This is a genomic window from Streptomyces sp. URMC 124 (assembly GCF_051386455.1).
Taxonomy (GTDB): domain Bacteria; phylum Actinomycetota; class Actinomycetes; order Streptomycetales; family Streptomycetaceae; genus Streptomyces.
In genome coordinates this window covers 28,638-39,308 of record NZ_JBPQTS010000016.1, presented here as the reverse complement: position 1 = coordinate 39,308, position 10,671 = coordinate 28,638, and the positions used below count along the sequence as shown (strand labels likewise).

Genomic DNA, 10,671 nt, shown 5'->3' with positions numbered 1-10,671 from the left:
GGGCCGGGCCCGATGGACCCCCTGGCCATCGCCACGGAGGCCACCCGCAGCCTGCGGGGCATGTCCACGGAGCTCACCGCGCGCGTGCCGCAGCTGCTGGAGGCCATGCGCTCGGTCGGCACCGGTCTGGAGCTGCACACCACCCTCGACCGCATCGCCCGGACCGCCGCGGAGCTCGCCGACGCCCGCTACGCCGCCATCGGCGTCATCGACTCCACGGGCGAGGGGCTGGCCGACTTCATCACGTACGGGGTGACCAAGGAGCAGCACGAGCGCATCGGGGCCCTGCCCGACGGCCGCCGCGGGCTGCTCGGCGCGCTCATCCACCAGCCGGCGCCCGTGATGCTCACCGACCTGTCCTCCGACCCGCGCTCGGCCGGTTTCCCGCCGGGGCACCCGCCGATGCGGACGTTCCTGGGCGTGCCCATCCGCGTCGGGACGGAGATCTTCGGCAACCTCTACCTGACCGAGAAGCGCGGCGGCGGCGAGTTCAGCCTGGCCGACCTGAACATGGTGAAGATCCTCGCCACCGAGGCCGGCATTGCGATCGGCAACGCGCGCGTGCACGAAGAAGAGCGCCAGAGGATGCGCTGGATCGACGGTTCCGTGGCCGTGACGACGGCTCTGCTCTCGCGCGGTGACGCCGAGGACGCCCTGTCCGTCGTCGCCGAACAGGCGCGCCGGCTCGCGGACTCGGCCGCCGGCATCGTGCTGCTGCCGGACGGCGACGGGGGGCTGGAGATGGTGGCCGTCTCGGCCGACGACCCGGCCGGCCTGCTGGGGACGGTGATGCCCCCGCACAGCCCCGTTGTCGCCGACCTGCTCGCCGGGGAGCCGGTCTTCGTCGACGACTCCGCCACCGACCCGCGCATGATCACGGGCGTGGCTCCGCGCTTCGGCCCGAGCATGCTGCTGCCGCTCAAGAGCGGCGACCGGGTGCTGGGGACGCTCGCCACGCCGCGGGCGCGCGGCGCCCGCGGGTTCACGCCGGCCGAGCGCACGCTCGCCGCCCAGTTCGCCGCGCAGGCCGCGCTCGCGCTCGTGATGGCCGAGGCGCAGCGCGACCGCGAGCGGCTGGCCGTCTTCGAGGACCGCGACCGGATCGCCCGCGATCTGCACGACCTGGTCATCCAGCGGCTGTTCGCCACCGGGCTGATGCTGGAGAGTGCGCAGCGCAACGCCGTCGTGCCGGATGTGAAGCTCAAGGTCGGCCAGGCCGTCGACGAGCTGGACGTGACGATCCAGGAGATCCGTACGGCCATCTTCGCGCTGCAGCAGGGACCCGCCGAAGCGCCCGCGGGGTTGCGCACGCGCGTCCTGCGCGAGCTGGGCACGGCCGCCGTGCCGCTGGGCTTCCAGCCCTCCGCGAACTTCGTCGGTCCTGTGGACGCGAAGGTCGGGGAGCTCACCGGCAAGAACCTCATCGCGGCGCTGCGGGAGGCCCTCTCGAACGCCTTCCGGCACGCCCGGGCGTCGCGCATGGAGGTCGTCGTCGACGCCACGGTCCTCCTTCCGGACGGCAGGCCCGGGGTGCGGCTGACCGTCGCCGACGACGGGGTCGGCATCCCGGAGGGCGGGCGCCGCAGCGGACTGAGGAACCTCGCCAAGCGGGCCGAGTCGCTGGGGGGCTCCAGCGCCTACGGGCCGGGGCTCGGGGAGGACGGGGGCGGCACCAAGGTGGTGTGGGAGGCGCCTCTCTAGGCGGTCCTCAGGCGCCCGGAGGGGCCGCGGGTCGCCCGGCCGGCCGCAGCCGTTCCTCCGAACGGACCTCAGCGGGCGCGCCCCGGCGGGACACGCGACAAGATCGCGTCCATGCGACGCCTGTACCGCCCGATCCACGGACCGCGGCTGCTGCCGAGGGCCGGTGCTGCGGTCGTCTCCGTCCTGTGCGTGCTGTGCGCCGTGTGCGCACTGGGCTTTCCGTCACTCCCCTCCGCTCCACCTCCCAAGGTGGTCCGCGCACCGGACCGTGCCACGCGGATCACCTCCGAGGTGCTCCGGCTGGCACAGGAGGCGAAGGAGACCCGGCAGCAGTACGAGCAGGCGCAGCGTGCGGCCAGGGAGAAGAAGGCGCGCTCGCAGGAGATAGAGCGACTGCTGCAGGGCCGGAGGGTCGTCTCGGACACCCTGCGCGACGACGTGGGCTCGGCTGCTCGCGCGCAATACCGCACCGGAGGCTTCACCGCCGTCCCCGCCGACGAAGCGGCCGCCGAGGACCCCCTGGAGCTGATGGCCCTGCAAGTGCCCGACGCCCGCCGCCGCGCGCGCCTCGCGCGGATGCTCGACGAGGACGACCGCAAGAGCCGGAGGCTGATCGCCGAAGGGGAGGAGCTCGCTCTCTCCCGGCCCGAGCTCGACAAGGACAGCGACCGGCTGCGGGAACGGATGCGCACCGTCGAGGCCCGCCTGGTGGCGGCCCGGGAGGATCTCAACGCCATGGCGCAGGCGGCGATCGAGGGCGGCCGCTGCGGCCCGCACCGACGGGCGATCGCCGGCGGGGGAACGGGCGCGGAACAGGCCGTGACGCAGGCGCACGGGCACTGGACCCGCCCGGTCACCTCGTACCAGCTGACCGCGGGCTTCGGGGGAGTGGGCGCCAACTGGGCGAGCACCCACAGCGGTCAGGACTTCGCCGTGCCCTCCGGCACGCCGGTGCGGTCGATCGGCGCGGGGACGGTGGTCGCGACCGGGTGCGGAGGAGCGTTCGGCATCAGCCTCGTCGTGCAGCACGACGACGGCTGGTACTCGCAGTACGCGCACCTCGCGGCGACGTTCGTGGCGCCCGGGCAGCAGGTGCGGGCCGGACAGTGGATCGGCCTGTCCGGGACCACCGGCAACTCCACCGGGCCGCACCTGCACTTCGAGATCCGCACCTCGCCCGAGTTCGGGTCGGCGGTCGACCCGGTGCCCTGGCTGAACGCCCATGGAGTCCGGCTGTAGGCGCCTAGGCGGGCAGCTGCCCGGGCGCATCCCCGGCGGAGCCGGTACGCAGGATCCGCTCGATGACGGCCGCGACGCCGTCCTCGTCGTTGGCAGTGGTGTGGCGCGTCGTGACCGCCAGCACCTCGGGGTGCGCGTTGGCCATCGCGTACGCAGTGCCGGCCCAGCCGAGCATCTCGAGGTCGTTGGGCATGTCGCCGAACGCCACGACCTCCTCGGGGGAGATGCCGCGCTCCGCGCAGCACCGGGCCAGGGTGCTGGCCTTGCTGACGCCCGGCCCGCTGATCTCCAGCAGGGCGGTGGGGCTGGACCGGGTGAAGGAGCCGTGCGCGCCGGCCGCCGCGCGGGCGATGGCGAGGAACTCGTCCGGGCCCAGCTCGGGGTGGCTGGCCAGCAGCTTGAGGATCGGCTCGGTGTATCCGCTGTCCTCCGCCAGCAGCTTCTCCGCCGGGGCGACGACCGCTCCGGGGTCGAGGAAGAACGGCGGGTACTCGGGCTCGTAGTGGATGCCGGAGGTGCGCTCTACGGCGAACGAGGAACCCGGCGCCGCGGCGCGGACGGCGTGCACGACGGCGAGGGCGTCGGCACGCTCCAGCGGGCGCACGTCGACGAAGCGGGCGCCGTCGCGCAGGTCGACGACGGCGGCGCCGTTGGCGCATATCGCCAGGCCATGACCCTGCACGTGATCGCTGACCACGTCCATCCAGCGAGCCGGGCGGCCGGTGACGAAGAAGACCTCGATGCCGGCCGCCTCGGCCGCCGCGAGCGCCGCCACGGTGCGCTCGGAGACCGTCTTGTCGTCCCGCAGGAGCGTGCCGTCCAGATCGGTGGCGATCAGCCGGGGCATGGCGGCGGGCCGCTGCACGGCCGGGGTCTCGGGCTGCTCGGTAGCTGAAGTCACGGGTTCCATTCTGGGCCACGGGCATATGCGACGCACAGGTGTACGTAAGGCCGCGTATGCGTTCAAGCCGGTGTGCCCGTCATCACCCCGGGCATGTGCCCGTAGTCACCCCGGGCATGCCGGTCCCACCGCTTAGGCTCGGTGGCATGCGACTGAGCACCGTGATCCTTCCCGACCGCCGCTGGTCCGAGGGCGGCCGGGCCGCCTGGCAGCGTGCCGAGGAGCTGGGTTTCCACACCGCCTACACCTACGACCACCTGTCGTGGCGGACCTTCCGTGACGGGCCCTGGTTCGGCGCGATCCCCACGCTGACGGCCGCGGCGACGGCCACCTCCCGGATACGCCTGGGCACGCTCGTCACCTCCCCGAACTTCCGGCACCCGGTCACGCTGGCCAAGGAGCTCATCTCCCTGGACGACATCTCGGGCGGCCGCATCACCCTCGGTATCGGAGCCGGCGGCTCCGGCTTCGACGCGACGGCGCTGCTGAAGGCCGGCCAGGAGCCGTGGACGCCGCGGGAGCGGGCCGACCACTTCGGCGAGTTCGTGCCGCTGCTGGACCGCCTGCTCACGGAGGGCGTCGTCACGCACGAGGGCGAGCACTACTCCGCCTTCGAGGTGCGCAACATCCCCGGCTGCGTCCAGCGCCCCCGGCTGCCCTTCGCGGTCGCGGCCACGGGCCCGCGCGGCCTGCGGCTCGCCGCGCGCCACGGCCAGGCCTGGGTGACCACGGGCGATCCGAAGCTCTTCGAGACGGGTACGCCCGAGCAGTCCCGGGCGGCGGTCGCCGGCCAGATCGAGCGGCTCGGCGCGGCCTGTGCCGAGCTGGGCCGGGACGTCTCGGAGCTGGGCAAGACGATGCTGACGGGCTTCAGCCCGGACCGGCCGCTGGACTCCGTGGACGCCTTCGTCGACTTCGCCGGCTCGCACGCGGAGCTCGGTATCGACGAGATCGTGGTGCACTGGCCCATCGCGGATTCGATCTTCGAGGCGGACGTCGCCGTCTTCGAGAAGATCGCCACGGACGGGCTCGCGCAGCTCTCGCGCTGACCCGGGTCCCCGGGTCCCCGCGCGGGCGGTGGAGAGGGAGAATCGGGGCATAGGCACCTACGGGGGCGCGTTCCACAGAGAGCCAGCCTTGGAGGTCCTCCATGCACTCCTCCCCGAGCACCCGATTCGCTCCCGACCGGGGGCTCACCGCCCGCATGGTGAGCACGATGTTCTTCATCGGGCTGCTCTACGTGGTCTTCGTGGGCGTGCTGCTGGCGTTGCTGCGGGGCGCCTGGCCGGTCATCCTGCTCCTCGCCGGCGGCCTGTTCGTCGCCCAGTTCTGGTTCAGCGACCGGATCGCCGCCTTCAGCATGGGGGCGCGCGAGGTGACCCCAGAGCAGGCGCCCGAGCTGCACGGCGCCGTCGACCGCCTCTGCGCGCTCGCGGACATGCCGAAGCCGCGCGTGGCGATCGCCGACAGCGATGTGCCCAACGCCTTCGCCACCGGGCGCAACCGCAAGAACGCGCTGGTCTGTGCGACCACCGGGCTGCTGCGCAGGCTGGAGCCGGAGGAGCTGGAGGGCGTGCTCGCCCACGAGCTCTCCCACGTGGCCCACCGCGACGTCGCCGTCATGACGGTCGCCTCCTTCCTGGGCGTCCTGGCCGGGATCATCACCCGCGTCGGCCTGTGGGGCGGCTTCCGCCGCGTCGGCGACCGCGACAGCAACGCGGCCGTCCTCGTCGTGCTCATCCCGCTGATCAGCGCCGTCGTCTACGCGATCAGCTTCTTGCTCACCCGCCTGCTCTCGCGCTACCGGGAGCTGTCGGCCGACCGTGCCGGCGCCCTGCTGACCGGCCGGCCCTCCGCCCTGGCGGCGGCCCTGACCAAGATCACCGGGGAGATGGCGCGGATACCCACCCGCGATCTGCGGCAGGCCGAACCCTTCAACGCCTTCTACTTCGCGCCCGCCTTCTCCAAGGAGAGCTTCGGCCGCCTGCTCTCCTCCCACCCGACGCTGGAACAGCGGCTGGAGCAGCTCGGGCAGATCTCGGCCCGGCTCGGCCGTGCCTGAGGCCCGGCCGGCACGCGAACGCCATCCCCCCACGCCCGGAAGGAGTGTGCGCCCGTGGGCTTCCTGGACGTCATCCTCGGCCGCAGCAAACCGGTCCGCCCCGACCTGGACCAGCTCTTCGCCCTGCCCTCCGCCGCGATCACCCTGCAGGCCGGCGCGGGGTTCACTCCGACCGGGCTGGGCTCGGTCTGCTTCGCGAGCGTGGAGGGCGGGGCCTTCGCGCAGCTCCAGCAGGACGTCCGGGGCCTGCTGGACGCCGACACGGAGCGCGGCGGGGTGCCCGTGGAGTTCAGCCGGGACGCCTACGGCTACACCTGGCTGCTCGCGCGGCAGCCACCGGAGGACACGGCCGCCCTGGTCAACGACCTGCACGCGGTGAACACGCTGCTCCAGGACGGCGGATTCGGGCCGCAACTGCTCTGCTCGCTGATGGGCTTCCGCAGTGGTGACGGGCGTTCGCTCGCTCTGGTCTACCTCTACAAGCGCGGCACGTTCTACCCCTTCGCGCCGGTGGCCGGCGCGAAGGACAAGCGGGACAACGGCCTGGAACTGCAGGTGCGGGCGCTGCTCGCGGACGATCTGCGGGTCGAGGAAGACCTGGCCCGCTGGTTCCCCGTCTGGGGCGCGCCCGGCCTGTGAGCAGGGCGGGCCGGGCGCACCACGGGTCAGCCCGGGAAGCGCAGGAACTCGGCCGGCACGCGTTCGACCAGCCACACGCCGTTCTCGCTGACGCGGAAGACGTGGCCCGCGCGGTGCATGCCCAGGGCGTCCACGGTCAGCACGACCGCCTTGCCCAGGCGTGCGCCCACGCGCGTGGCGGTCTCGCGGTCGGGGGACAAGTGCACGGCGTGCCGGGCCATGGGACGCAAGCCTTCGGCCCGGATCGCGGCGACCGAGCGCGCCACCGTGCCGTGGAAGAGCACCGCGGGCGGTTCGGTGACCGGCAGGCCGAGGTCGACGGGCACGGAGTGCCCCTGGTTGGCCCGGACGCGGTCGCCGTCGAGCGCGTAGCGCTGCTTGTCGCAGGCAGCGACGACCTCTTCCAACTCGACCCGGCTGAAGGGGAAGCCGTGCGCAGCACTCGCCGCCAGCAGGGCGTCCACGGGCGTCCACCCCTGGGCGTCCAGGACGATGCCGATCCGGTCGGGCTCGTGCCGCAGGTGCTTGGCGACGAATTTCGAGATGCGCGTCGCACGCTGGGCGTCCATCACCGCTCCCGCGTCCTCTTGAGCTCTTCGGCGGCCCAGCGGGCCCACTCCTCGCGCATGGCGGTGAAGCGCAGGCCGTACTCCAGTGCCAGCCGGCCGTTCACGGACAGGGCGTCGTCACCCCAGTCGACATTGCGCTCCACTTCCTCCAGCGCCTTGTGGTGGCCCGCGGCGCGCTCGGCCTCGCCCATGAGGTAGGCGGTGGCCTCCAGGGGCGTGAGGTGGTCGAGGAAGAAGACCCGCAACAGGGCGTCGCTGCGCCGCACGGTGGCGGGCTGGGACTCCGTGAGCCAGCGGCGCAGCTCGGCGCGACCCTCTTCCGTGATCGCGTACTCCTTGCGGCCGCGCGCGCCCTCGGCCGCGACCTCCAGCAGGCCGGCCTTCGCGAGCTTGCCCAGCTCGCCGTAGACCTGACTCTGGGTGGCCGGCCAGACGTTGCTCAGCGACGTCTCGAACCTCTTCATCAGGTCGTATCCGCTGGCCGGGCTGCCGGCGAGCAGGCCCAGCATCGCGTGTCTCAGGCTCATGAACCCCACTTTACCTTCCACAGTTGACATGTCGAGGGAGGACCTTCTACTTTTGACATGTCAGAGTTGGAATGTCGGCGGGAGAGACCGGCCGGCTCCCGGGGGAGAAATTCGATGAACTATGTGCGTGGCTTCATTCCGTGGATCGCGTTCGCGGTGGTTTCCTCGGCCGGCTGGCAGTGGGGCGCGGTGGCCGGGCTCGTCGCCGGCGCAGGCCTGCTGGTCAAGGAGCGCAAGGCCGGTGCCGCGGTGGATTCGCTGATCCTCGAGGCCAGCACGGTCTGCTTCTTCGCCGCGCTCACCGCCTGGGCCTTCGCCGCCCCGCACAGTGGGCTGCAGCACTTCGGCGGCGCCCTGTCCCTGGGGTGGCTCGCGCTCACCGCCTGGGCCACGCTGGCCGTCGGCCGCCCGTTCACGACGGGCATCGCCAAGACGCAGGCGCCGCGCGAGGTGTGGGACACCCCCGTCTTCCGCCGCATCAACGTCGTGATCACCTCCGCCTGGGCCCTCGCCTTCACCCTGACCGCCGCGGCGCTGGCCGCCGTGAGCGCCGCCGGCCTCGGCAGTTCGGTGTCCGTCCCGGTCCAGATAGCGGGCTTCGCCCTGCCCGCCCTCTTCACCGCCCGCTATCCCGAGCGCGTCCGCGCCCGCTACGCCCCGGCAGCCCGGTAAGACCTTCCCCGCACAGGAGATCCGCGCCATGACGACGTCCGCGCCCGCCCACCTCGCCGGCAACTTCGCCCCCGTGACGGAGGAGCTCACCTCCCACGAGCTCCCGGTCACCGGCACGATCCCGCCCGAGCTCACCGGCTGGTACCTGCGCAACGGGCCCAACCCCCGCGATGCCGCGTCCGGTCACTGGTTCTTCGGCGACGGCATGATTCACGGCGTGCGCCTGGAGGGCGGCCGGGCCACCGCCTACCGCAACCGCTGGGTCCGCACCTCCACGTTCACCGACGGCGCCCGTGTGTACGACGAGCGCGGCAACCGCAATCTGGCCGCGGGTGCCGCCAACACCCACGTGGTGCGGCACGCCGGCCGCACCCTCGCCCTGGTCGAGTCCTCCTACCCGTACGAGCTCGACGGCCGGCACGGGCACGAGCTGGAGACCGTCGGTCCCTACGACTTCGGCGGCCGGCTGAGGACGCCGATGACCGCCCACCCCAAGACCTGTCCGGTAACGGGAGAGCTGCACTTCTTCGGCTACGGTGGCCTGTCCGCGCCCTACCTGACCTATCACCGGGCCGACGCCGACGGCGAGTTGGCGGTCAGCAGACCGATCGACGTGCCCGCGCACACGATGATGCACGACTTCCACCTCACCCGCTCCTACGTGATCTTCATGGACCTGCCCGTGGTCTTCGACCTCGACCGTGCCATGCGGCCCGGCGGCGGCATGCCGTACGCGTGGGATCCCGGCTACGGTGCCCGGCTGGGCGTGCTGCGCCGCGACGACCCCTACGGCGAGGTGCGGTGGTTCGCCATCGACCCCTGCTACGTCTTCCACTCCCTCAACGCCCATGAGGAACAACACGCCGACGGGGAGCGGATAGTCCTCTACGTCGCCCGCTATCCGCACTACGGGAGCGAAGCAGGGGAGCGCGCCCACGCCACCCTGTGGCGTTGGACCCTTGACCTGACGACAGGAACGGTGGCCGAGGAGCAACTGGACGACGAGCCGTGTGAGTTCCCGAGGATCGACGACCGGCTGGCGGGCCTCGCCTCCCGCTACGGGCACGTCACCAGCGCTGCCCTGCCCGGCAGACCGCAGGAGCGAGCCGCCCTCCTCCGCTACGACCTGCAGACGGGTTCCGTCGCCCGCCACGACTTCGGGCCCGGACGGACGCCCGCCGAGGCGGCGTTCGCCCCCGCGGACAACCGCCCGGGCGGCCCCGGCTGGCTGCTGACGTACGTCCACGACGCGGCGACGGACCGGAGCGACCTCGTCATCCTCGACGCCGGTGACCTGGCCGCCCGCCCCGTGGCCACGGTTCACCTTCCGCAGCGGGTGCCCTACGGCTTCCACGGCAACTGGCTCGCGGACCGCTGAACCGGATCACCGGCGGCTATTCCGCCTCCGGGCGGGTGACCAGCGCGTCCATGGTGCGCGCCCGGACCTCGCGCTCCGCTGCAGCGGTGACGAAGGCGGCGACGTTCTCCGGCCCGACGAGAGCCGTGACGGCCCGGACGGTCTCCTCGGGAAGCCGGACCGCTCCCTGAGGCGCCGCCGGCGATCCGGCCGTCGTGTCCCCGGCGGACGTGCCCGCGGCGGTCTCGCCGTCCAGGTGGTCGCGGAGGTAGCGCGTGGCCATGGTGCGCATGGCGCGGGCGAGTTCGGCGTCGACCGTCTGCTGGGCGAGGGGGCGCAGCCGGCGCACCAGGGCAGCGGCCTCGGAGGCCTCCTCCTCGGTGGGCGAGTGGTCGAGGTACTGCCGGAAGACGTATTCGGTGGTGAAGTCCAGGAACCGGCCGGCTATGTGCTCGACCTTCGCGCGCAGTTCGCGCAGGTGGCCGGTGATGGCGGACAGGGGTACCCCCGCGGCGTGGAGCTCCGCGGCGACGGCGAGCTCCTGCGGGCTCGGCACGAGGAACTCCCCGGGCGAGCCCGGCACGCGCACGAGGACGCCGAGCTGCACCGCCTCCTCCACGGCGTCGTCGTCGGGGACGCCGCCGAAGCGGGCGTCGAGCTCCGCGCGGGTGATCCGGCCCGTCTCCTCGTCCGTCCAGGGCCCGTCCACCTCGGCGACCAGCCCGAGGACCCCGCCCAGGCCGCGGCCGGTGTCCCAGGCGTCCAGCAGCTCCTTGATGCTGGCCAGGGTGTAGCCCCGGTCGAGGAGCCCCGCGATCTGGCCCAGCCGCGCCAGGTGCGTGTCCCGGTAGACGTTGGCGCGCCCGCGCCGCTCCGGCTTGGGCAGCAGCCCGCGGTCCTGGTAGGCCCGGATCGTGCGGACCGTGGCGCCGCTGCGGTGAGCGAGGTCCTCGATGCGGTATTCGTGGGGCTGCTCGGGTCGCCCGGGCTGCTCGGACAAGTGG

Annotated in this window: 11 protein-coding genes; 7 read left to right on the top strand and 4 right to left on the bottom strand. The window is 72.9% G+C overall.

Features of this window, described 5'->3' with window-relative positions; all coding sequences use genetic code 11:
* Positions 1–12: 12 nt before the first annotated feature.
* Complete coding sequence (locus tag ACSNOG_RS05470) at positions 13–1,701, top strand: GAF domain-containing sensor histidine kinase (protein ID WP_436751394.1); 1,689 nt, start codon at positions 13–15, stop codon at positions 1,699–1,701.
* 111 nt (positions 1,702–1,812) lie between these two features.
* Positions 1,813–2,940, top strand: coding sequence for a peptidoglycan DD-metalloendopeptidase family protein (locus ACSNOG_RS05465; RefSeq protein WP_436751377.1), 1,128 nt, complete (start codon positions 1,813–1,815; stop codon positions 2,938–2,940).
* A 4-nt stretch (positions 2,941–2,944) separates the two neighbouring features.
* Here the strand turns inward: ACSNOG_RS05465 and ACSNOG_RS05460 are convergent, their stop codons facing one another.
* Entirely contained in the window at positions 2,945–3,850 is a 906-nt protein-coding gene (locus ACSNOG_RS05460; RefSeq protein ID WP_436751376.1) for an HAD family hydrolase, read from the bottom strand.
* 137 nt (positions 3,851–3,987) lie between these two features.
* Here ACSNOG_RS05460 and ACSNOG_RS05455 point away from each other — a divergent pair, with 137 nt between their 5' ends.
* From ACSNOG_RS05455 to pspAB, 3 genes are all read left to right on the top strand, one after another.
* Positions 3,988–4,890 (top strand): LLM class flavin-dependent oxidoreductase, encoded by a 903-nt coding sequence (locus ACSNOG_RS05455; RefSeq protein ID WP_436751375.1) that lies wholly within the window; start codon positions 3,988–3,990, stop codon positions 4,888–4,890.
* 101 nt (positions 4,891–4,991) lie between these two features.
* A complete protein-coding gene (gene htpX, locus ACSNOG_RS05450; RefSeq protein WP_436751374.1) occupies positions 4,992–5,903 on the top strand; it encodes a zinc metalloprotease HtpX in 912 nt (303 codons plus the stop codon).
* A gap of 54 nt (positions 5,904–5,957) precedes the next feature.
* On the top strand, positions 5,958–6,542 hold the full coding sequence (gene pspAB / locus ACSNOG_RS05445; RefSeq protein ID WP_436751373.1) for a PspA-associated protein PspAB: 585 nt from the start codon (positions 5,958–5,960) through the stop codon (positions 6,540–6,542).
* Positions 6,543–6,568: 26 nt separating this feature from the next.
* On the opposite strand, the gene ACSNOG_RS05440 is transcribed toward pspAB, so the two are convergent.
* Entirely contained in the window at positions 6,569–7,111 is a 543-nt protein-coding gene (locus ACSNOG_RS05440) for an RNA 2'-phosphotransferase (RefSeq protein WP_436751372.1), read from the bottom strand.
* Positions 7,111–7,638: a PadR family transcriptional regulator gene (locus tag ACSNOG_RS05435; protein ID WP_436751371.1), complete on the bottom strand. Its 528-nt coding sequence runs from the start codon at positions 7,636–7,638 to the stop codon at positions 7,111–7,113. Before ACSNOG_RS05435 ends, ACSNOG_RS05440 begins: the two co-directional genes overlap by 1 nt.
* Before the next feature lie 114 nt (positions 7,639–7,752).
* On the opposite strand from ACSNOG_RS05435, the gene ACSNOG_RS05430 reads away from it, so the two are divergent.
* Together ACSNOG_RS05430 and ACSNOG_RS05425 are read left to right on the top strand one after the other, a co-directional pair.
* Entirely contained in the window at positions 7,753–8,310 is a 558-nt protein-coding gene (locus tag ACSNOG_RS05430; protein WP_436751370.1) for a hypothetical protein, read from the top strand.
* A gap of 28 nt (positions 8,311–8,338) precedes the next feature.
* A complete protein-coding gene (locus tag ACSNOG_RS05425) occupies positions 8,339–9,688 on the top strand; it encodes a carotenoid oxygenase family protein (protein WP_436751369.1) in 1,350 nt (449 codons plus the stop codon).
* A gap of 16 nt (positions 9,689–9,704) precedes the next feature.
* Here ACSNOG_RS05425 and ACSNOG_RS05420 read toward each other — a convergent pair whose 3' ends face one another.
* On the bottom strand, positions 9,705–10,667 hold the full coding sequence (locus tag ACSNOG_RS05420) for a MerR family transcriptional regulator (protein ID WP_436751368.1): 963 nt from the start codon (positions 10,665–10,667) through the stop codon (positions 9,705–9,707).
* Positions 10,668–10,671 lie beyond the last annotated feature (4 nt).

What these genes read in the sequence shown, in the direction of transcription:
- htpX (WP_436751374.1), top strand. Translation starts at nt 4,992, where the DNA reads ATGCACTCCTCCCCGAGCACCCGATTCGCTCCCGACCGGGGGCTCACC.
- ACSNOG_RS05460 (WP_436751376.1), bottom strand. Translation starts at nt 3,850, where the DNA reads ATGGAACCCGTGACTTCAGCTACCGAGCAGCCCGAGACCCCGGCCGTG.
- ACSNOG_RS05455 (WP_436751375.1), top strand. Translation starts at nt 3,988, where the DNA reads ATGCGACTGAGCACCGTGATCCTTCCCGACCGCCGCTGGTCCGAGGGC.
- ACSNOG_RS05440 (WP_436751372.1), bottom strand. Translation starts at nt 7,111, where the DNA reads ATGGACGCCCAGCGTGCGACGCGCATCTCGAAATTCGTCGCCAAGCAC.
- ACSNOG_RS05470 (WP_436751394.1), top strand. Translation starts at nt 13, where the DNA reads ATGGACCCCCTGGCCATCGCCACGGAGGCCACCCGCAGCCTGCGGGGC.
- ACSNOG_RS05435 (WP_436751371.1), bottom strand. Translation starts at nt 7,638, where the DNA reads ATGAGCCTGAGACACGCGATGCTGGGCCTGCTCGCCGGCAGCCCGGCC.
- ACSNOG_RS05430 (WP_436751370.1), top strand. Translation starts at nt 7,753, where the DNA reads ATGAACTATGTGCGTGGCTTCATTCCGTGGATCGCGTTCGCGGTGGTT.
- ACSNOG_RS05465 (WP_436751377.1), top strand. Translation starts at nt 1,813, where the DNA reads ATGCGACGCCTGTACCGCCCGATCCACGGACCGCGGCTGCTGCCGAGG.
- ACSNOG_RS05425 (WP_436751369.1), top strand. Translation starts at nt 8,339, where the DNA reads ATGACGACGTCCGCGCCCGCCCACCTCGCCGGCAACTTCGCCCCCGTG.